The following is a 19,923-nucleotide window of genomic DNA, read 5'->3' on the forward strand; positions in this document are numbered from 1 at the left end:
CGGAAAACTCACCTCAAACAGCGTAAAAAGGTCTCCTTTTCTGACCCGTAACGCTAGGCGCGGTAGGTATGGATATAGTGCTCAATCAGCGAAAGAAGACGCCGGTTATCGATGCTCTGCAGAATTTTTACCCGCGCACCTTTTGGTTCAGGGATCCCTACATTGAGACGCAACGTGTCACGTCCATAGCGACAGGTCATACCGCGCGTGATGCCTTCCAGTGAGACATCCAGGTAATCTTCCTCCATTGTTGCCAGAGAGGGATCCAGTAACCAGGCAACGGTTAACGCATCATGGATCCAACATCCGGGCAGATGGCGGGTTTGCATAGAGTAGGTGATCCACGGACGAATGGTTTGCGCCAGATAACGGCTAAGCCCGTTTTCTGTTTTTGCCAGACGATCCAAATCGGCGTGAAGCATTTGAGTTTTCGTTGTCACATCCATCGGGACCAGCGTGACGGGCGCGCCGCTGGTAAGCACCGCATGAGCCGCCTCAGGATCCAGACCAAAATTGGTATCTTTCAGGTAGCCCGGCACATTGAATACGCCGCCCATAACAACGATATTTTTGACCGCGTGAACAATCTGCGGGTAAAGCTGCAGGGCAATGGCCACATTGGTGAGGGGACCGGTAGCAACCAACGTGATTTCACCAGGGTTATTACAGATGAGTTCACCTATCGCCTCGGGTGCATGGGGGGGCACCTGCTGGCACAATGCCGGGGCAGGAACTTCCGACCAGAGTTGCCGTAAGCCAAACTGATCGACACCCTGATCCAGTTTTTCACGCCAGGGAAGCGGATCTTCCCGGAGCGCACGCGAGGCTCCACGGTAAACAGAAACGGGAATAGCCAATTGCGCAATGAGATCTTTAGCGACGGCATATCCCACATCTGCTGGCGTATTTCCTGCGACAGTAGTGATCATCTCCAGAGTGATTTGCGGAGCGGCAATCGCCAGCGCTAGCGCCAGGCCGTCATCAATATTCGCGCCGGGAATGCCATTGCCTGGATCGCAGTCAATTATGATACGCATCGATGTATTTTCACGTTGTCTCGGGTTGTACTTCATGTCCCTGGCAGCCACACGATTCTCCTGTTCGTAAATAAAACTCAAATTCAACGCGGCGAACCTCTCCATCCCAATTTTTCAGCATGTCAATTGCCGCACGGGCCATCTTATCGACCGGTTGCAGAACGGCGGTCAAAGAAGGGACGTTGTAAGCCGATTCATGTGTTGCGTTAAAACAGACCAGTGCAACATCTTCAGGGACGCGCAGCCCATGTTCCGCCAGGGCGCGTAAGCAACCCAGTGCCTGCTGTTCATTCGTCGCGAACAACGCGCGCGGTGGCTGGCGTTGCAGCATACGTTTTGTCGCCTCGTAACCTCCGGCGCGGGTATAGTTGGTCGAAAAAATCCATGAAGGATTGACCATTAGCGATGAGGCTTCCAGCGCCTGCTGCCAGCCCCGGATACGATCCTGAGTATTCAGCATTTCACGCGGGCCACAGATGATGCCGATGTCGCGATATCCGTGATCAATCAGATGTTGGGTTACCTGCATCGCCGCCTGTTGTTCATCAACCTGGATAACGCTGACGTTAAGTCCAGGATCCACGCGATCGAGCATAACGCAGGGCGTACCGCTCTCCTGAATCAAATTGATATAAGGATGGCGATCCACACTGGTGTAGATCAGCCCGTCAACCTGGCGGTGCAACATATTATTAATCAGTTCACGTTCACGGCAGCTGCTGTCGCCCGCATCACCCAGCAGGAGTACTTTGCCATCAGCAAATGCTTCGTGTTGCAGAGCATGAGCCATAGAGGCGATAAACGGGTTCGAGATATCCGGTGCGACAAGCCCATAAGTTTGTGTACTCCCTGAAGCCAGCGCACGCGCGATGCCATTGGGTCGATAGCCGGTTTTCTTAATGGCCTGTAGTACACGTTGCCGGGTCGCTTCGGCAACGGGACGTGGACCATTATTAATAACGTAACTAACGACAGCGACGGACGTTCCCGCTTCTTTTGCCACGTCAGAACGTGTTACGCGTTGCGAATGTGATTGAGTCACGAGGCACCTACCTGATTGCGTTCAGAGTGATTTTTTCCAGACAGCATAAGGCGTTATGACCCAAAAATCTTTGGTAAAGAACGCGCATCTCACGTTCTCTGGCCTCAAATTGCATCCTCGGGTAAGTTAAGATCCCGTCCACGGGTTTCTGGTGCAAAGAACGTGGTTACCAGTCCAATTGTGGCCATCAGAGCGAAATAGAGAGCGATTGGCCACCAGTGCCCATAAAACGAGAGCAATGCCGAGGCGATAAGTGGCGCTGTCCCGCCAGACATAATCGAACCGAGCTCTTTTGCAAATGCCATTTTGGTATAACGATTCTTGACACCGAAAAGCTCAACGCCCCATGCAGCCTGAACACCAAAAATACCCAGTGACGCGATTCCCATCCCGGTAATGATCGTTGGGATGACAATCCATGGCTCACGAGAATCCAGCAGCATGAATGCCGGAAAAGCATACAGGATCAGTAACAAGCAGAACCAACGATAGACGATCCGTCTGCCGAATCGATCGGAAAGCCAGCCCGCCAGAGGAATAATGGCAAATCCCAGAACCGATGCGATAAACACCGCCACGGTCGGCACTGATTTATCCACCATCAGCACTTTAGCGACATAGCCAATGATAAATCCCTGTGCCAGGTAGGAGGGGCCATTCTCGCCAATGCGTAAGCCGACCATGGTCCAGAACGCACGGGTCCGTTTCCAGAAGCTACGTGTATCATGCTGTTGCTGCGCTTTTCCCTCGCGAAGAACTTTTTCTCGCTCGGCCTGCAGGAGGGCCTTTTGACGTTCAAAAACGGGCGTTTCACGCATATGGCGACGAATGAATAGCGCAGCAGCGGCGATAAGAATGCTGCAAAGAAAAGGAATACGCCATCCCCAGCTTAATAAGTCATCTTTGTCCATTTGCAGGACGATGAGCCAAACCAACGAAGCCAGTAATGTTCCGCTGTTTGAGCCCAGCGCGATAATCGAGGAAACCAGCCCACGGCGTTTAACGGGAGCATATTCACCGAGCATCACGGTACCCCCTGAAAGTTCCGCTCCGGCCCCCAGGCCCTGAGAAAATCGAAGGATAACCAGGCATACCGGCGCCCAGACGCCAATCTGGGCGTAGCTGGGGATCAAACCTATTAACATGGTCGACATGCCCATCAATCCAATCGTGATAACCATGACAATCTTCCGACCATGTTTATCGCCTATCCAGCCAAACAGAAGCGCACCGATGGGGCGAGCAATAAACCCAACGGAATAGGCGGCAAAGCTGGAAAGTAACGCCATGACAGGTGTCGCTTCCGGAAAAAAGACATCGCCAAAGATAATGCCTGCGGCAAGACCGTACAGGGCAAAATCGGCATACTCCATCGTGGTGCCTAACCAGCAGGAAAATGTCGCTCGCCAAAATTCGCGGCGTCCTTCGGGGGTTTCCAGCCGCTCCTGAGCGGCTTGTTGGTTATCCGTCAGGGGAACAGAGGATGAATGCGTGTTCATAAGAACTCCTTGAAGTTATCTGTCGACATACGTCGCAGGCTTGTGCTCTTCACGTTCTACTCGCGTAGATATTATATTTTTACCGGAGATTAATAAATCTACCCGCGTAGAATGATCAAGGAAAAGAGTTAAAATTGCGAAAGCGATCACTTATAACAGGCAATTGTTACAAAAAAAGGTACGCCTGCTTCGATGTTCTTCACTGTTTATGAAGTACGAACGTTCGACGGTTCCGGAAATGTGAAAGTGGCAGTGGTAACGCCCGCGACCTGTGAAGTGACAGGAGGTTACTGGCATCTATTGGATGGGTGTGTGGTGTCAGCCACAAGTACGTTATAATGACACCATGCCACAGCTTAAGGTGCGGAGGACGTGTGAATATCAGCGATGTAGCAAAAAAAACCGGTTTAACCAGTAAAGCGATCCGCTTTTATGAAGAAAAAGGGCTGGTCACGCCGCCGCTGCGTGGTGAAAACGGTTATCGCACCTACGGGCAACAGCATCTCAATGAACTGACGCTGCTGCGCCAGGCGCGCCAGGTCGGATTCAACCTTGAAGAGTGCGGTGAACTGGTAAATCTGTTCAACGATCCGGGGCGTCACAGCGCGGATGTCAAAAAGCGGACGCTGGAGAAAGTGGCTGAAATTGAGCGCCATATCAGCGAATTACAGTCAATGCGCGTACAGTTGCTGGCGCTGGCGGAGTCGTGTCCGGGCGATGACAGCGCGGAATGCCCTATTATTGATAACCTTTCTGGCTGTTGCCACCACAAGGCGCAGGTTTAACGCGCGTCGGGATTAAGCATAAAGACCACCGTGCCGCGATACCACGGGGATGTGCGTAACTGCGCTTCCGCCTGGCTGTCCCGCTTACCGTGCTGTACCAGACCAAGCTTAAAGGGAATTCGCAAGCGGGAGAGGGCGGGCAGGTAGTCCTGATAATTCGTCACCGTGTGCCGTCCCTGATAGCTCTGCACTACCAGTTCATCGATTGGCAGCGCGTTCAGCGTTGCAATGTCACCGGTTTTCGCCCAGTCCAGCAATCCGGTTACCCCAAGAGCAAAATCGGGTGGCAGTTGTTGGCGCAATACCCGCAGAAAGCGGGCGTAGTCGGCGAGTTGATGCGTCTCGGCGTCAAAATCGACCTGTAGCCCTACCACCTGATTTCCCGCCCCCTGCCAGCGCTGCATCAGCCGCACGATGCGTGCCGGAATCGCGTCCGGAACGTCGAGCGTGGTAAAGCGCACGGTAAGCCAGATGGACGGAAACGTCAGGCGGCTGACGGGAAGCCCCAGACGCTGAAACTCCGCGCCCTTTGCCCGCATCAATACTTCCCCCTGATGCAGATAGACCGTTTGGGCGCCTCTCAGTTCATCGCTGGCTTTCACCCCTGACCAGAGCCAGAAGGCGGGATGTTCGCGGGCGATAACCGTCTCATCCGCCTGCGCCTGTCCCGCCAGTAGCGCGATTACCAGTAGTATTTGAGTTTTTGCGCCCACGGACTGCCCGGATACTGGGTTTTCAACTGCGTGAACCAGCCTTTGCGCTGCTGTTTGTCCACCTCTTCTCCGCCACACTCATTCGTGCCGGACGGGGCGTAACACATGATGGCGCGATACAGTGCGTAACTTCTGTCTTCGTGCTCGGCTTTTGGCGAGGTGATGACCTGCTGGTAGTAACTCTGGCGATCATACTGCCCAACCGGACGCTTGCGGTCGATAGCGGTCTCCAGCACGCCATTCCCTGCGCTGTCTTTCCACAAATCGACATGGGTTTGTGACGTGCGGAAGAACTCACCCAGACAGTTCAGCGCATGGGCATCATCGGGATTTTTGCTCAGCGTGCCGACGGTCTCATTGAGGCTGCGGCACACGTAACCGACTTCAGCGGCGTCACCGTTCCAGTCAAACGTGCTCAGATTGACGTCGTCGAATGCTTCGCCGATCACCGGCTGTGTGATGGCGCTGGCGAGTTTGCGGTCCTGCAGCCAGTCGCTAAAGCGGTTTTCTGTGAGATCGCGCACCAGCAGCGTATGCAGCGCGATAGTGCGTTCTTCGTTATTCGGTCCCTGGCTGACCTGCTGACGCAACTGTTCAGGCGTCGCCACGGTTTTCAGTACCCGGGAACGATAACGCAGGTTGGTGACCGCGCTGTCCGGGGCAAAAACCGCCTCCGTATCGCCACTGTACACCAGCGTGGCCGCCAGTTTTGCCTGCACATACTGCTGCTGTTCGTTATCCTGGCTCAGCTTCAGCAATGTCGACCAGAAATCACGCGCTTCTGACCACTGCTTTTGACCCATCAGCGCGTTACCGTAGAGAACCTGTTCGCTGAAAGCGAGGATATCGTGAGCCGGAAGTTGTTTCGCCGGGGTAACCGCCTGAAGAATCGCAGCATTGTTTTCTGTCGCCAGCCACAGGTTGAGTTGCAGATCGCGCCACAGCGGCAGTTTTCCGCTTTTTTCAAAAACCGGTTTGCTGGCATCCAGGTTAGCCTGCGTCAGGGTTGGCTTCTGGTCGCTGTTCAGACGAAGGGCGCGTAGCATCTCGGTATAGCTGACGAGAGGGGCGTCGGCGAACGCCTCCTGTACCGATTGATCGTAAAACTGCCTGCCATAGACATTATCGTATTCAATCACCCGGTTTCGCAGCGTCTGCGCATCGGCGGCCTGCCGGAATGCCTGCTCATACAATCCTGCAAGCGACGCCCAGTCCTGCAAATACCAGTGGATGCGACGCAGCATGCCGTGTGCGGAATCGGCATAGCGGCCTTCAGGCCAGCGCTGAAGATAGGTCTGCGCCTCTTTTTTCGCGCGTAAGGCGTCTTCACGATTTATTCGTGCGATATCAAAATCGCCATATTCGCCGACGCTGTTTTGGCTGCTTTTGTTCAGCGCCGTGCGCATCAGCATATATTGCGCGGTTTCCGCCAGCCACGGGCGATCGCTCTTAAGCAGCGACGTGAAAACCTGCGCCGCGCTTTCGTATTCACCCGCGTAAAAATGGGCTGCGGCGATCAGATAGGTTTTATACGCCAGGGCAGGTGAGTCCGCCGGGAGCGTAGTGAGAGAGGCCGTGATTTGCTCTGCGCTGGCCCCGGAATAGAGTCCCAGACGTGCCTGCGCCAGCGCCTGCTTTTGTTCTGCTGTCAGCGTAGCATCGCTCAGTAGCGCGGCAAAAAACTGACTGACGCTGTCGGCATTATTGGAGACAAAACGGTTTTCCTGCTCACCGTCGTGGTTGAATTCAACCGCCGCTACCTGCAGCGTTGCCATCTGCTGGGCGAGTGTATTGGGTGCATTCTGCGTTTGTGCAGGCGAGTCCGTGCGGACATCATCGTCATCCCATTGCGGGTGATAAGCAAAATAGAAATCGCGTGAGCGGGTGATATCCGCAGGCATCGACTGAACGGGCACAGCAAACGACTTTGCCTCACTCAGCAGACGCAACAGGTTATCGCGTGAATCATTATCGGGCGTCAGAATAGGGGCGCCTTTTAGCAGACAGCGCGCGTCGCTCCAGGTGCAGTCTGCGATATCAAACGAGGCGAATGCCTGAGGGGCGGCGCTCGCCAGTAATGCACAAAAGCTAAATGCCAGAGGCGTCTTCCTGACCATCATGCGATTCCTGTCATCGATTTTATCGGGTAAGGGGTCTGATATAGAGCGTGATGCCTTCAACGGCAATCACTTCAACGTGCGTGCCGGCGGGCAGATCGTCGCTGGCGTTGACCGGCCATGAACTGTCGCCAACCCGCATGTGTCCACGACCATTGACCAGAGACGACTCCAGGACAAACCGACGGCCGACCAGTTGCTGGCCGCGCTGGTTGAGCTGACTGTCTACCGGTTTTTGTTCACGAACGCGTTTCGCCATCCACTTCCACCAGAACCAGGCGGCAAGCAGCGTTAAGACGGCAAAGATAACACCCTGCCATTCCCAGTCGACGGGCAACAGCCAGACCAGAATGCCGGTAATGACCGCCGCGACGCCGCTCCACAACAGATAACCGTTGCCGCCCAACATCTCAGCGGCCAGAAGCAGACCGCCAAGGCTGAGCCAGAAAATATGGGGATGCCCCACAATCATCTCGATCATTATTTATTCCGTTCGCTGGCGCTGTCCTTGATCAGTTCAGTGATCCCGGCAATGGAACCCATCAGGCTGCTGGCATCCAGTGGCATCATCACCACTTTACTGTTACTGGACGAGCCGATTTGCTGTAGCGCTTCGGTATATTTCTGCGCCACAAAGTAATTCACCGCCTGAATATCACCGGAGGCGATCGCTTCAGACACCATTTTGGTCGCGCGGGCTTCCGCTTCAGCGGAACGTTCGCGGGCTTCTGCCTGTAAGAAGGCGGATTGACGTTCCCCTTCAGCTTTCAGGATCTGCGACTGTTTTTCCCCTTCGGCCTTAAGGATTTCTGCCTGGCGCACCCCTTCGGCTTCCAGAATATACGCACGTTTAGTACGTTCCGCTTTCATCTGGGCGTTCATGGAGGAGATCAGTTCAGCCGGTGGGCGGACATCGCGAATCTCGATACGCGTGACTTTAATGCCCCAGGGATTGGTGGCCTCATCGACGATATGCAGCAGTCGGGTATTGATGCTGTCACGCTGGGAGAGCATTTCATCGAGCTCCATCGACCCCAGAACGGTACGGATGTTGGTCATGGTGAGGTTGATGATCGCCAGTTCCAGATTGCTGACCTCATAGGCTGCACGCGGCGCGTCAATCACCTGAATAAAGCAGACGGCATCAATGGTGACGTTGGCGTTATCTTTCGAGATCACTTCCTGCGAGGGAATATCCAGCACCTGCTCCATCATATTGATTTTGCGTCCAATCCGGTCCATGAACGGCACAACGATGCTTAAGCCCGGTTGCAGCGTTTTGGTATAGCGGCCAAATCGCTCTACCGTCCACTGATACCCCTGGGGAACAATTTTCACGCCGGCGCCGACGATGACCAGCGCGACAAAAATGAGAATAGGAATAACAATAAGCATTGAAAAACCTCCTGTTGAACTGTCCATGATGTCGAGATTGGCGATGTTACTCTTGAAATTATACCTGATTCATTAAAGAGAGTTCCCCTCCTGTTAATTAGAGGGATACACTATTTTGCGATAAAACGCGAAAACAGGATAGATAATGCGTGAAAATAGCAGGTTGTTGCAGGTAAACAATGTGGGTTACCAGGTCGGGACCATCAAAATTCTGAATAACATCAGTTTTGACTTACGTCCTGGTGAATTTAAATTAATCACCGGCCCTTCCGGCTGCGGAAAAAGTACCTTACTGAAGATTATTGCGTCGTTGCTCAGTCCGAATAGCGGTGAGATCCGCTTTGGTGGAGAGGATATCGCTACTCTCAACCCGGAGCATTATCGTCAACAGGTTTCGTATTGCGCCCAGACGCCCGCGCTGTTTGGTGATACGGTCTACGATAATCTGATCTTCCCCTGGCAAATCCGTAACCAGCGTCCAGATCCTGGGGCTTTTCTGGCGGACCTGGCCCGCTTTCAACTGCCGGAGTCGATTCTGGCGAAAAATATCAATGCGCTCTCCGGCGGAGAGAAACAGCGCATTTCCCTGATCCGCAATTTACAGTTTTTGCCGCAGGTTTTACTGCTTGATGAAATCACCAGCGCACTGGATGAAAGCAATAAGCGCAATGTGAATGAGATTATTCATCACTATGCTCGCGATAAGCAGATAGGGGTGTTGTGGGTGACTCACGATAAAGACGAAATTAATCATGCGGATGAAATAATCACTCTGATGCCGCATGCCGGAGAAATGCAGGAAGCGCGTAATGAATGAACATAATATTACTAACGAGTCACTGGCATTAGCGATGATGCTGGTGGTGGTGGCGATGCTGATAAGCCATAAAGAGAAACTGGCGCTGGAGAAAGATATTCTCTGGAGCGTCGCTCGCGCCGTGGTTCAACTTATTATCGTCGGCTATGTCCTGAAATATATCTTCGCGGTCAATCATGCTGTCCTGACGTTAGTGATGGTGTTATTCATCTGTTTTAACGCCGCGTATAACGCGCAGAAGCGCAGTAAATATATTGATAAAGCGTTTGTTTCCTCGTTTATTGCCATCACGACGGGGGCAGGGTTAACGCTGGCGGTGCTGGTGCTGTCGGGGTCGATTGAATTTATCCCGATGCAGGTGATCCCCATTTCCGGGATGATCGCTGGTAATGCGATGGTGGCCGTCGGATTGTGCTACAACAATCTCGGTCAGCGTTTCAGCAGCGAACAACAGCAGATTCAGGAAAAACTCAGTCTTGGCGCCACGCCGAAAATGGCGTCTGCGGGCTTGATCCGCGACAGTATTCGCGCCTCGCTGATCCCAACGATCGACTCCGCGAAAACGGTCGGACTGGTGAGTTTGCCGGGGATGATGTCAGGGCTGATCTTTGCCGGTATCGATCCGGTCAAAGCGATTAAATATCAGATTATGGTGACCTTTATGTTGCTCTCAACGGCGAGCCTGTCGACCATCATTGCTTGCTATTTAACCTATCGGAAGTTTTACAACTCGCGCCACCAACTGGTGGTGACGCGTTTGAAGAAATCGTAACCAGCGACTTGCGTAGGCCCGATAAGCGTAGCGCCATCGGGCAACGTAAATCAGTACAACAGCGCGTAGAGCTGACGACGATATTTCGACGCCAGCGCGTCGCCGGTACCCAGCGCGGCAAGAATTTCCTGGAACGTTTTACGTGCCTGACCGTCTGCGGCGGCAAGATCTTTTTTCAGATGACTGAACAGCAGTTCCAGTGCTTCTTCGTTGCGTCCCACCTGATGCAGTTGCAGCGCCAGCTGTGCGGCCAGTCCGGCGTCCTGCGGATTTTCCGCCACCTGTTGTTGCAGTAGCTGAATCTCTGGCGTATCCGCCGCCTGTTTCAACAGTTCAATTTGCGCGACCAGCCCCTGATAACGGGTGTCCTGATCCTGAAGCGGAATGGTTTTCAGCACGGCTTCTGCATCTTCAGAGCGGTTGAGGGCAATCTGCGTTTCCGCCAGTAGCAGGCCGATTTCACTGCTCTGGTTAGATAGCTGCCAGGCGTCTTTCAACAGCGGCAGCGCTTCAATGTAGTTGTCTTCCTGCATCAGCTGCATGGCCTGTTGCGCTTTTAGCTCTTCTTCACGCGGCAGCACTTTGTCGAGCAGGGCGCGAATCACCTCTTCAGGCTGCGGTCCCTGGAAGCCGTCAACCGGCTGACCGTTCTGGAACAAATAGACGGTTGGAATAGCGCGCAGACCGAACTGAGAGGCAATCATCTGCTCGGCATCGCAGTCGAGCTTCGCCAGAATGAACTGGCCGTTGTACTGTGCGGCAAGGCTTTCCAGCACCGGCGTCAGTTGCAGGCAGTGCTGGCTGCGTTCAGACCAGAAGTAGAACAGGACCGGCGTGGTCATCGACAGTTCTAAGGTCTGCTGCAGGTTCGCTTCGTTAATGTTGACAATATTCTGTGTGGACATGGAGTCACTCTCTTGTGTCGATTTCTTTTTTACATGGGGGCTGACGCGTGCGCTTCAACTCATCCGTGCAAAATTTTGTCCATCAGGCGTCCCGGCAGCAGACGTTTGAGCAGCATGACGGCCCAGGTTACCAGCGTGACGGGATAGCGGAGTTTGGGTTTATCGCTGATAAAAGCATGGCGCACTTTGGCGACGACGGCTTCAGGATCGAGCGTAAAACGTGCGGCAATACCGGGGTTTTCCACCGGTTTGTCGTTCTGGGTCTGGTTAACGTTTTCCGTAAAGCGCGTGCGAATAGGGCCGGGTTCAATCAGGCTGACCTTAATTCCGCTGTGACGTAGCTCCATGCGTAACGCATCTGACCAGGCTTCCAGCGCGTATTTACTGGCCGCGTAGGCGCCGCGTCCGGGTGTGGAGATAAGCCCCATCACCGAGGAGGTCATCACGATCCGACCTTCGCCGTGCGGCAGCATGGCCGGTAACAGACGCATCGTGAGCTGATGAGCGCCAAAGAAATTGGCGGAAAATTGCTGCTCCATCTGCGCGCGGCTGATGGTGGGCAGCGGACCGTAGACGCCGTACCCGGCATTGTTAAAGATCCCGTATAAGCAGTTATCGGTCAGGGCGATCACCTCGTCAGCGGCGCGATCCACGCTCTCAGGCGAGTCGAGGTCGATCAATACGCCGGTGAATCCCATATTATTCATGCGCGTGACATCGTCGGGTTTGCGGCAGCCGGCGAGAACCTGAAAACCCTGACGCTTCAGCTCAAGCGCGCTTTCCAGGCCGATACCGCTGGAACATCCTGTTATTAAGACCGATTTTTGCATAACTTTACCTGTCAGGATCTCCGTTGAATTAAGACTCGTGTTTTACTAAAGGACTCAGCTGCTTCGCCATCCAGTCAGCGATAAACGGCTGGGCATCGCGGTTAGGGTGAATACCATCATCCTGCATCCACTGCGGTTTTAGATAGACCTCTTCCATAAAAAAGGGTAACAGAGGAATATCAAATTCTTTGGCGAGCTTTGGATAGAGCGCGCTAAAGGTTTCATTATACCGACGGCCATAGTTTGCGGGCAGGCGAATTTGCATCAGCAACGGCTCGGCGTTCGCCGCCTTCACGTCCTGCACGATGGTACGCAGCGTTTGTTCGGTCTGTTGCGGCGCAAAGCCGCGTAGCCCGTCGTTGCCGCCCAGCTCAACCAGCACCCAGCGCGGTTGATGCTGTTTGAGTAGCGCAGGCAGGCGCGCCAGCGCTTGCTGGGAGGTGTCGCCGCTGATGCTTGCGTTCACCACGGTGGTTTTGCTCTGCCATTTGTCGTTGAGCAGTGCAGGCCAGGCGGCACTGGCGGACATTCGGTACCCGGCGCTCAGGCTGTCGCCGAGGATTAACAACGTGTCAGCCGCAGCGGCCCGACAGGTAAACAGGATCAGGAACAGGAAAGGCAAATGCCAGCGGAAAACATTGTTGAAGTTCATCATCTTAAGAAGTCCGTCGGTCAGGGGGAGCACGAGCTTTCCATCCTTACCGGAGTTGACCTGGTTGTCAAACGCGCCGAGACCATTGCGCTGATTGGCGAGTCGGGTTCAGGGAAATCTACGCTACTGGCGATCCTCGCCGGACTGGACGATGGCACCGACGGCGCCGTCAATTTGGTGGGGAAACCGTTGCATCAGATGGATGAAGAGGCCCGGGCTCAACTGCGTGCACAGCATGTCGGTTTTGTCTTTCAGTCATTTATGTTGATTCCCACGCTGAATGCACTGGAAAACGTCGAACTTCCCGCACTACTGCGCGGCGAAAACAGCGGACAAAGTAAAGCGGGAGCGAAAGCCCTGCTGGAACAACTGGGTCTGGGCAAGCGTCTGGACCATCTTCCGGCGCAGCTTTCCGGTGGTGAGCAGCAGCGCGTGGCGTTGGCGCGCGCTTTTAATGGTCGCCCGGACGTCCTGTTTGCCGATGAACCAACGGGGAACCTCGACCGGCAGACCGGTGAAAAAATTGCCGATCTGCTCTTTTCGCTTAACCGCGAACACGGCACCACGCTGATTCTGGTGACTCACGATCCGCAACTGGCGGCGCGCTGCAACCGACGACTGCGCCTGGTGAATGGACAGTTGCAGGAGGAGGCATGATCGCACGCTGGTTCTGGCGCGAATGGCGCTCGCCGTCGCTGTTGATTGTCTGGCTGGCGCTGAGTCTGGCGGTGGCCTGCGTGTTGGCGCTGGGCAACATCAGCGACCGGATGGAAAAAGGGTTAAGTCAGCAAAGCCGCGAGTTCATGGCGGGGGACCGGGCACTGCGCAGCTCACGCGAGGTGCCGCAGGCGTGGATTGACGATGCGCGTCAGCGCGGTCTGAAGGTCGGAGAACAACTGACCTTTGCCACCATGACCTTTGCTGGCGATACGCCACAGCTGGCGAACGTCAAAGCGGTCGATGACATCTATCCGATGTACGGCGAGCTGGAAACCAATCCGCCGGGGCTCAAACCACAGCAGGGAACGGTACTGTTGGCGCCGCGACTGATGGCGTTGCTGAACCTGAAAATCGGCGACATTATTGATGTCGGCGACGCCACGCTGCGCATTGCTGGGGAAGTGGTGCAGGAGCCAGACTCCGGCTTTAACCCCTTCCAGATGGCGCCGCGTCTGTTAATGAATACAGTGGATGTTGCGAAAACCGGTGCCGTGCAGCCCGGCAGTCGCGTCACGTGGCGCTATAAATTTGGTGGCACGCCGCAACAGCTTGACGGCTATGAAAAGTGGCTACTACCGCAGCTGAAGCCGGAACATCGCTGGTACGGACTTGAACAGGACGACGGCGCGCTAGGCAAATCCCTGGAGCGTTCGCAACAATTTCTTCTTCTTTCGGCACTGTTAACACTGCTGCTGGCCGTCGCTGCCGTGGCGGTGGCGATGAATCACTACTGTCGCAGTCGTTATGATCTGGTGGCGATTCTGAAAACGCTCGGTGCGGGCAGGGCACAACTGCGAAAACTGATTGTCGGGCAGTGGCTGATGGTACTGGCGCTTTCCGCCGTGACGGGCGGGGCTATCGGCCTGTTATTCGAAAAGATGCTAATGGTACTGCTTAAACCGGTGCTGCCCGCCGCGCTGCCGCCTGCCAGTTTCTGGCCGTGGATCTGGGCGTTGGGCACCATGACGGTGATCTCGCTGCTGGTCGGTTTGCGTCCCTATCGCTTGTTATTAGCTACCCAGCCGCTGCGCGTCTTGCGTCGTGACGTGGTGGCCAACGTCTGGCCGCTGAAATTCTATTTGCCGATCGTGACCGTGGTGGTGGTGGTGTTACTGGCCGGGTTAATGGGCGGCAGTCCACTGCTGTGGGCGGTGCTGGCGGGGGCGGTCGTGCTGGCGCTGCTGTGCGGCGTGTTGGGCTGGATGCTGCTGAACGTTCTGCGTGGGATGACGCTGTCGTCGTTGCCGCTGCGCCTCGCGGTAAGTCGTCTGTTACGTCAGCCGTGGTCGACGCTGAGCCAGCTGTCAGCGTTTTCGCTGTCGTTTATGCTACTGGCACTGCTGCTGGTTTTACGCGGTGATCTGCTGGATCGCTGGCAGCAGCAGCTTCCGCCGGAAAGTCCCAATTATTTTCTGATCAACATTGCCCCGGAGCAGGTGCCGCAGGTGAAGGCATTTCTCTCCGAGCATCAGGTGATCCCGGAAGCGTTCTACCCGATCGTGCGGGCGCGGTTGACGGCGATAAACAACACGCCGACAGAAGGGGGACAAGATGAGTCTCTGAATCGTGAGCTGAATCTGACCTGGCAGGATACCCGTCCGGATCACAACCCCATCACCGCCGGTAACTGGCCGCCAGGAAAAGGCGAGGTATCGATGGAAGAGGGGCTGGCAAAACGGTTGAACGTTTCACTCGGCGACAGCGTCACTTTTATGGGTGACACTCAGGCGTTCAGTGCGAAGGTGACCAGTTTGCGCCGGGTCGACTGGGAAAGCCTGCGCCCTAACTTTTTCTTTATCTTTCCGTCCGGCGCGCTGGATGGTCAGCCGCAAAGCTGGCTGACCAGCTTCCGCTGGGAAAACGGCAACGGCATGCTGACGCAACTTAATCGTGAGTTCCCGACGATTAGCCTGTTAGACATCGGCGCGATCCTTAAGCAGGTAGGGCAGGTGCTGGAGCAGGTTAGCCGGGCGCTGGAGGTCATGGTTGTGCTGGTAACCGCCTGCGGCATGCTGTTGCTACTGGCGCAGGTGCAGGTCGGCATGCGCCAGCGCCATCAGGAACTGGTGGTCTGGCGTACGTTAGGCGCGGGCAAAAAACTCCTGCGCACTACGCTGTGGTGTGAATTTGCCATGCTGGGGCTGGTCTCCGGGCTGGTGGCGTCCATCGGCGCGGAAACCGCGCTGGCGGTGCTGCAAACGCAGGTGTTTGACTTCCCGTGGGAACCTGACTGGCGCTTGTGGATTGTCCTGCCTCTTTGCGGCGCGCTTTTACTTTCTCTTTGCGGGGGCTGGCTCGGTGTCCGTCTGCTGAAAGGGAAAGCGTTGTTCCGTCAGTTTACTGTTTAATCCCGTGATAATGACGCGCCGGTTTTTATGCTGGCGCGTACTTTCTTAGTAGCATAAATTGATAACCCCTCGCTGTTTAACGGCACAGATCATTAAAAACCCGCCAACACGTCAGTGTTAATACCAGTTAATATTCAAGCGCTGAATAATTAGCAGGAAATCTATCAAGGAAAAATAATGACTATAAAAACAACAGCGCTGGCGGCATCGATCGGCGCAGCAGTGGCATTAACGTCTTTCGCCTCTCAGGCGGAAATCACCGTTCTGAAACAAGATCCGCAGGCGGGCAATCCGCTGAGCCGTCTCAACTTTACCGTTGGCGGGAGTATTCGTCCTCAGTTCCAGAACATGACGGGCGATGACGGCGCAAATGGCTATAAACGTAATGGCTTCGACGGCGGTACCCGTTTCCGCTTCGCGGCAGATTACTATCTGTTTGATGACATCAGTTGGATCAGCTTCTACGAGCTGGGCGTTAACATTCCGGCGCAGTTCAACTGGGACAATCACTATGCTGACGGCGCGCATGACACCACGCGTCGTATGCTTTACACCGGTCTGAAGAGCGATACCTGGGGTACGCTGACCTTCGGTCAACAGAACAGCATCTACTACGATGTGGTCGGTGCGAAAACCGATATCTGGGACTACGACATGATTGGTCAGGCACCGGGTAACGGGATTAACGGCGACTATGATGGTTCTTACCGTTCCCGCAAAATGCTGAAATATAAGAAAACGGTTGGTGATGTTGATCTCTACGCATCTTATCTGTTCAGCGACGACTACAACCCGAATAATGGCCTGAACTACAAGCGTAAAGGCGGTGGTTCACTGGGTGCGGATTATCACATTACTGACGATCTGAGCTGGGGTACGGCGTGGAACTACACCCGTGCGGAAATGCGCGGTAACGGCAGCAAAACGTACGATCAGAACATCGTGGGTACTGCCCTGAGCTGGACCCCGGATAGCTGGACCTTCTCACTGGGCGGCGGCTGGTACCAGAACTTTATGACCACCAAAAAAGTGTCTGTTAACGACTACTTTGCCGGTGATGCGTGGGGTCTGGAATACTTTGCGGGCTATACATTCCCAATCAACCAGTATGCGTTGAAATCCGTTCAGCCGTACTTCATGGGTGACCGTATTGAATACGTGAATGGTCGCAACTACCTGCGTACCGACAACGGCGTGGGTATCAGTTTCCAGCTGGATTATGGTTTCCGTGTTGATTACGAACACGTCTTTACCTCCAGCACCGATAACCTGGGTGATATGAACCTGGTGCGTCTGCGTTACGACTTCTGAGTCTGATGCTGTGCCCGGTGACGCTAACGCTTACCGGGCCTACAAATCATCACCCTCCGGCGTTTTTCAACCGCGCAACCACGCCTCAACCTCTTCAAATGTTCCACGAAAGGCAATCTGTCCGGCTTTCTTTTCCAGTTGATAGCGATACATCGGATCGTAATATTCTTCCAGCAGCGGCACTAACCAACTGAAATGCACTTCGGTGCTGCCGGTCTGACGCTGTGCCTCCAGCGCCACGTCCAGCCTGGCGGTTAACTCGTTAAACCGCTGCAAACCCAGACGCCGTTGAATTGCAAAAAGCCCATGATGCAGATAGTTGCTGTATTCCTGCCATCCCGGCTCTTCGCCATACGCATGGGTGAAATCATGATGCATCCGCACGAAATACTCTTCCCGCAGGCGCTCAAGACGGCGCCCGAACGGATCGTCAATCACGGCGATAGCGGCCTGCGTCATGCGTTCGCGCAGGCATTCCGGCAGATGGTTAGCGCCGATCATCCGGCCTTCATCTTCCAGCACCCAGCGCGTGGCCTGCTTTTTGAGCAGCGTCACCGCCAGCAGATTTTCAAAACTGGCCTGACTGAGCTGGGGTTCCAGCGTGCGCCCAAAAGAGGAGCCGCGATGGTGGGCTAATCCCTCAAGATCTACGCCGCTTTCCTGCTTTTGCACCAGTTGCGTTTTGCCATTGCCGGTACAGCCGCCAATCAGCACGATCGGTTTTTGGACCTGTTCTTCCGTGGCGGCAATCGCGGCCTGGCGTAGCGCTTTGTAGCCACCGTTGATCAACGGGTAATCCACGCCGGATTCACGTAGCCACTGCTGGACAATGTGCGAACGCTGACCGCCCCGGGCGCAGCAGAGATAGCCCTGCGGGTGTTGCTGGCAGGCTTTGCGCCAGGCAGCCAGACGCTGCTGGCGAATCTCGCCGCTGACCAGTTGATGGCCGAGCTCAAGTGCAGCTTCTGGCCCCTGGCGTTTATAGCAGGTACCCACGGCGGCACGCTCGTCATCATTCATTAAGGGTAAATTTATCGCGCCCGGTATGGCACCTTGCTGAAATTCAACCGGCGCGCGGACATCGATTAAGGGCGTATCGGCGGTAAGGATCGCGCGATAGTCCGTTCCATCGTTCATGAGAAATCCTGAAGAAGACAAACAGCAATGGACGGGATTTTACGCGCGGAACGAGAGGGCGGGGAAGTATAAGTTAAACTTCCCCGCATTTTAGGCTTACTTGAGCTGAGTTTGCGCCCAGAGGATACCGCTGGCGTATTCCGGCGGCAGCAGCGGCGCGAGGGCTTCCAGCGTGGCGCTCAGGCGCGCAGTATCGCTGTCGGTCAGATTCAGATGACCCACTTTACGCCCCGGACGCACCTCTTTGTCGTACCAGTGCAGGTGCACTAACGGCAGTTTCAACCAGTCGTAGTTCAGATCGCTGCCAATCAGATTCACCATTACCGACGGACTGTCCACCACCGGTGACGGCAGCGGCAGGCCGGTAATCGCCCGCAGATGCAGCTCAAACTGGCTGATGCTGGCGCCGTTTTGCGTCCAGTGACCGCTATTGTGCACGCGCGGGGCCAGTTCGTTGATCAGCAGACCTTCCGGCGTAACAAAGCACTCCATCGCCATCACGCCAACGTAACCCAGCTCCTGCATGATGGCCGAAAGCATGGCTTCGGCCTGTGCCTGTTGCTTCGCGTCGGCTCGAGGGAAGGCGACGCTGGTGCGCAGAATACCGTCCTGATGCAGGTTACGCGTCAGCGGGTAGAACACCGTGCTGCCGTCATGCGCGCGTGCGCCAACGAGCGACACTTCACCCGAGAAATTTATGCCTTGCTCAACAATGCATTCGCCGTAGTTGTCGTCAGGCAGTTGATTGGTTTCACTGGCGCGTAAACGCCACTGACCACGACCGTCATAACCACCGACACGACGTTTCACGATCGCCAGTTCGCCTAAACGCTGAAAGACAGCAGGCCATTCGCTTTTGTCGGCCAGCAACTGCCATGGCGCGGTCGCCAGGCCGAGCTTATCGAAAAGCTGTTTTTGCGTCAGGCGATCAGCAATAATTGGGAATACATCACGGTTAACGAAAGCCGGATGACGCGCCAGTTCACGTGTTAACGCAGTTTCCGGCCAGCGCTCGATTTCTGCGGTAATCACGCTTTGCTGAAAAGGCACGGCAGCCGGTTCCGCATCCAGCCCCACCGGCCAGACGGCGATACCCAGCGGTTCACCGGCCTGACGGAGCATCCGGCCTAACTGCCCGTTGCCCAGTACGCAAACCTGTTTCATGCCGCACCTCGCGGATCCGGATTCTCCAACACCTCATCCGTTTGCGCCTTGCGCCAGTCGTTCAGGCGCTGATGCAATGCCTTATCATGCGTCGCCAGAATCTGCGCCGCCAGCAGCGCCGCGTTAGCCGCGCCCGCTTTACCAATTGCCAGTGTACCGACCGGAATACCGCGCGGCATCTGCACGATCGAGTACAGGCTATCGACGCCGCTCAGCGCCGCGCTTTGTACCGGAACGCCCAATACCGGCACCAGCGTTTTCGCCGCAATCATACCTGGAAGATGGGCAGCGCCACCTGCGCCAGCAATAATTACCTGATAGCCGTTCTCTTCGGCGCTTTCGGCAAAGCTAAACAGTTTATCGGGGGTGCGGTGGGCAGAAACCACTTCTACGTGATGTGGGACATCCAGGATTTCAAAGATTTCGGCGGCGAACTGCATGGTAGCCCAGTCGCTTTTGGACCCCATCACGATGGCGACACGCGCCGGATTATTGCGGGAAGACATGCGTCTGAAAACTCCTGTGGTGCGGGACACGCTGCTTTTGAGGCCACAGAGAATAGCACGATACAACGCCAAGGAAAACGGTTGCGTAGCTGGATTTTAAGGCTTCCTGCGATGTCAAAAGAGATTTCGCTGGAAACGTACCGGTTCTAACAGAAGCGGATCAACCCCCTCTG

The 19,923-nt window shown here is 55.1% G+C and carries 19 protein-coding genes; 6 read left to right on the top strand and 13 right to left on the bottom strand.

The window, feature by feature from the left end; all coding sequences use genetic code 11:
• Positions 1-53: 53 nt before the first annotated feature.
• From AOY24_RS02480 to AOY24_RS02490, 3 genes are all read right to left on the bottom strand, one after another.
• On the bottom strand, positions 54-1,037 hold the full coding sequence (locus AOY24_RS02480) for a nucleoside hydrolase (protein ID WP_044265276.1): 984 nt from the start codon (positions 1,035-1,037) through the stop codon (positions 54-56).
• A gap of 10 nt (positions 1,038-1,047) precedes the next feature.
• Positions 1,048-2,079, bottom strand: a complete 1,032-nt coding sequence (locus AOY24_RS02485) for a LacI family DNA-binding transcriptional regulator (RefSeq protein WP_043001534.1) — start codon at positions 2,077-2,079, stop codon at positions 1,048-1,050.
• A 104-nt stretch (positions 2,080-2,183) separates the two neighbouring features.
• Positions 2,184-3,578, bottom strand: coding sequence for an MFS transporter (locus tag AOY24_RS02490; protein WP_054176090.1), 1,395 nt, complete (start codon positions 3,576-3,578; stop codon positions 2,184-2,186).
• Between the two features lie 374 nt (positions 3,579-3,952).
• On the opposite strand from AOY24_RS02490, the gene cueR reads away from it, so the two are divergent.
• Positions 3,953-4,363 carry a Cu(I)-responsive transcriptional regulator gene (cueR, locus tag AOY24_RS02495; protein WP_043001532.1) on the top strand — a complete coding sequence of 137 codons (411 nt, stop codon included), beginning with the start codon at positions 3,953-3,955 and terminating at the stop codon, positions 4,361-4,363.
• Here cueR and AOY24_RS02500 read toward each other — a convergent pair.
• Genes AOY24_RS02500 through AOY24_RS02515 form a run of 4 tightly spaced genes read right to left on the bottom strand, consistent with a single transcriptional unit; the run spans position 4,360 to position 8,588 of the window.
• Positions 4,360-5,076, bottom strand: a complete 717-nt coding sequence (locus AOY24_RS02500; RefSeq protein ID WP_054176091.1) for a DUF3142 domain-containing protein — start codon at positions 5,074-5,076, stop codon at positions 4,360-4,362. The two genes, cueR and AOY24_RS02500, sit on opposite strands and share 4 nt — an antisense overlap.
• Positions 5,046-7,193, bottom strand: coding sequence for a hypothetical protein (locus AOY24_RS02505; RefSeq protein ID WP_054176178.1), 2,148 nt, complete (start codon positions 7,191-7,193; stop codon positions 5,046-5,048). The genes AOY24_RS02500 and AOY24_RS02505 overlap by 31 nt, the downstream gene beginning before the upstream one ends.
• Before the next feature lie 22 nt (positions 7,194-7,215).
• Positions 7,216-7,674, bottom strand: coding sequence for an NfeD family protein (locus AOY24_RS02510; RefSeq protein ID WP_054176092.1), 459 nt, complete (start codon positions 7,672-7,674; stop codon positions 7,216-7,218).
• On the bottom strand, positions 7,674-8,588 hold the full coding sequence (locus tag AOY24_RS02515) for an SPFH domain-containing protein (RefSeq protein WP_043001529.1): 915 nt from the start codon (positions 8,586-8,588) through the stop codon (positions 7,674-7,676). Before AOY24_RS02515 ends, AOY24_RS02510 begins: the two co-directional genes overlap by 1 nt.
• Positions 8,589-8,733: 145 nt before the next feature.
• Between AOY24_RS02515 and fetA the strand changes: the two genes are divergently transcribed.
• Together fetA and fetB are read left to right on the top strand one after the other, a co-directional pair.
• Positions 8,734-9,405 carry an iron ABC transporter ATP-binding protein FetA gene (gene fetA / locus AOY24_RS02520; RefSeq protein WP_044258908.1) on the top strand — a complete coding sequence of 224 codons (672 nt, stop codon included), beginning with the start codon at positions 8,734-8,736 and terminating at the stop codon, positions 9,403-9,405.
• Positions 9,398-10,177, top strand: a complete 780-nt coding sequence (fetB, locus tag AOY24_RS02525; RefSeq protein ID WP_043001527.1) for an iron export ABC transporter permease subunit FetB — start codon at positions 9,398-9,400, stop codon at positions 10,175-10,177. Before fetA ends, fetB begins: the two co-directional genes overlap by 8 nt.
• A gap of 50 nt (positions 10,178-10,227) precedes the next feature.
• On the opposite strand, the gene AOY24_RS02530 is transcribed toward fetB, so the two are convergent.
• Genes AOY24_RS02530 through tesA form a run of 3 tightly spaced genes read right to left on the bottom strand, consistent with a single transcriptional unit; the run spans position 10,228 to position 12,567 of the window.
• Complete coding sequence (locus AOY24_RS02530) at positions 10,228-11,082, bottom strand: co-chaperone YbbN (RefSeq protein ID WP_043001526.1); 855 nt, start codon at positions 11,080-11,082, stop codon at positions 10,228-10,230.
• Positions 11,083-11,141: 59 nt separating this feature from the next.
• Positions 11,142-11,912 carry an NADP(+)-dependent aldehyde reductase gene (ybbO, locus tag AOY24_RS02535; protein WP_043001525.1) on the bottom strand — a complete coding sequence of 257 codons (771 nt, stop codon included), beginning with the start codon at positions 11,910-11,912 and terminating at the stop codon, positions 11,142-11,144.
• Positions 11,913-11,940: 28 nt separating this feature from the next.
• Positions 11,941-12,567: a multifunctional acyl-CoA thioesterase I/protease I/lysophospholipase L1 gene (tesA, locus tag AOY24_RS02540; protein WP_125339513.1), complete on the bottom strand. Its 627-nt coding sequence runs from the start codon at positions 12,565-12,567 to the stop codon at positions 11,941-11,943.
• Between tesA and ybbA the strand changes: the two genes are divergently transcribed.
• From ybbA to AOY24_RS02555, 3 genes are all read left to right on the top strand, one after another.
• Positions 12,535-13,221, top strand: coding sequence for a putative ABC transporter ATP-binding protein YbbA (ybbA, locus tag AOY24_RS02545; protein ID WP_044259018.1), 687 nt, complete (start codon positions 12,535-12,537; stop codon positions 13,219-13,221). The two genes, tesA and ybbA, sit on opposite strands and share 33 nt — an antisense overlap.
• Positions 13,218-15,632, top strand: a complete 2,415-nt coding sequence (gene ybbP / locus AOY24_RS02550) for a putative ABC transporter permease subunit YbbP (RefSeq protein WP_054176093.1) — start codon at positions 13,218-13,220, stop codon at positions 15,630-15,632. The genes ybbA and ybbP overlap by 4 nt, the downstream gene beginning before the upstream one ends.
• A 177-nt stretch (positions 15,633-15,809) precedes the next feature.
• On the top strand, positions 15,810-16,943 hold the full coding sequence (locus AOY24_RS02555) for a porin (RefSeq protein WP_043001523.1): 1,134 nt from the start codon (positions 15,810-15,812) through the stop codon (positions 16,941-16,943).
• A 66-nt stretch (positions 16,944-17,009) separates the two neighbouring features.
• Here the strand turns inward: AOY24_RS02555 and mnmH are convergent, their stop codons facing one another.
• The 3 genes from mnmH to purE form a co-directional block, all read right to left on the bottom strand.
• Positions 17,010-18,080: a tRNA 2-selenouridine(34) synthase MnmH gene (gene mnmH / locus AOY24_RS02560; RefSeq protein WP_054176094.1), complete on the bottom strand. Its 1,071-nt coding sequence runs from the start codon at positions 18,078-18,080 to the stop codon at positions 17,010-17,012.
• A gap of 96 nt (positions 18,081-18,176) precedes the next feature.
• Positions 18,177-19,244 carry a 5-(carboxyamino)imidazole ribonucleotide synthase gene (gene purK / locus AOY24_RS02565; protein ID WP_054176095.1) on the bottom strand — a complete coding sequence of 356 codons (1,068 nt, stop codon included), beginning with the start codon at positions 19,242-19,244 and terminating at the stop codon, positions 18,177-18,179.
• A complete protein-coding gene (gene purE, locus AOY24_RS02570; RefSeq protein WP_043001520.1) occupies positions 19,241-19,750 on the bottom strand; it encodes a 5-(carboxyamino)imidazole ribonucleotide mutase in 510 nt (169 codons plus the stop codon). Before purE ends, purK begins: the two co-directional genes overlap by 4 nt.
• Positions 19,751-19,923: the final 173 nt, after the last annotated feature.

This window comes from Citrobacter sp. CtB7.12 (assembly GCF_001297795.1).
Lineage (GTDB): Bacteria > Pseudomonadota > Gammaproteobacteria > Enterobacterales > Enterobacteriaceae > Citrobacter_A > Citrobacter_A amalonaticus.

Bases quoted from the DNA above. Each gene is read 5' to 3' on its own strand.
- AOY24_RS02480 (WP_044265276.1), bottom strand. From the start codon at position 1,037: ATGCGTATCATAATTGACTGCGATCCAGGCAATGGCATTCCCGGCGCG.
- AOY24_RS02490 (WP_054176090.1), bottom strand. From the start codon at position 3,578: ATGAACACGCATTCATCCTCTGTTCCCCTGACGGATAACCAACAAGCC.
- AOY24_RS02505 (WP_054176178.1), bottom strand. From the start codon at position 7,193: ATGGTCAGGAAGACGCCTCTGGCATTTAGCTTTTGTGCATTACTGGCG.
- AOY24_RS02510 (WP_054176092.1), bottom strand. From the start codon at position 7,674: ATGATCGAGATGATTGTGGGGCATCCCCATATTTTCTGGCTCAGCCTT.
- AOY24_RS02515 (WP_043001529.1), bottom strand. From the start codon at position 8,588: ATGCTTATTGTTATTCCTATTCTCATTTTTGTCGCGCTGGTCATCGTC.
- fetA (WP_044258908.1), top strand. From the start codon at position 8,734: ATGCGTGAAAATAGCAGGTTGTTGCAGGTAAACAATGTGGGTTACCAG.
- fetB (WP_043001527.1), top strand. From the start codon at position 9,398: ATGAATGAACATAATATTACTAACGAGTCACTGGCATTAGCGATGATG.
- AOY24_RS02530 (WP_043001526.1), bottom strand. From the start codon at position 11,082: ATGTCCACACAGAATATTGTCAACATTAACGAAGCGAACCTGCAGCAG.
- ybbO (WP_043001525.1), bottom strand. From the start codon at position 11,912: ATGCAAAAATCGGTCTTAATAACAGGATGTTCCAGCGGTATCGGCCTG.
- ybbA (WP_044259018.1), top strand. From the start codon at position 12,535: ATGCCAGCGGAAAACATTGTTGAAGTTCATCATCTTAAGAAGTCCGTC.
- tesA (WP_125339513.1), bottom strand. From the start codon at position 12,567: ATGATGAACTTCAACAATGTTTTCCGCTGGCATTTGCCTTTCCTGTTC.
- ybbP (WP_054176093.1), top strand. From the start codon at position 13,218: ATGATCGCACGCTGGTTCTGGCGCGAATGGCGCTCGCCGTCGCTGTTG.
- AOY24_RS02555 (WP_043001523.1), top strand. From the start codon at position 15,810: ATGACTATAAAAACAACAGCGCTGGCGGCATCGATCGGCGCAGCAGTG.
- mnmH (WP_054176094.1), bottom strand. From the start codon at position 18,080: ATGAACGATGGAACGGACTATCGCGCGATCCTTACCGCCGATACGCCC.
- purK (WP_054176095.1), bottom strand. From the start codon at position 19,244: ATGAAACAGGTTTGCGTACTGGGCAACGGGCAGTTAGGCCGGATGCTC.
- purE (WP_043001520.1), bottom strand. From the start codon at position 19,750: ATGTCTTCCCGCAATAATCCGGCGCGTGTCGCCATCGTGATGGGGTCC.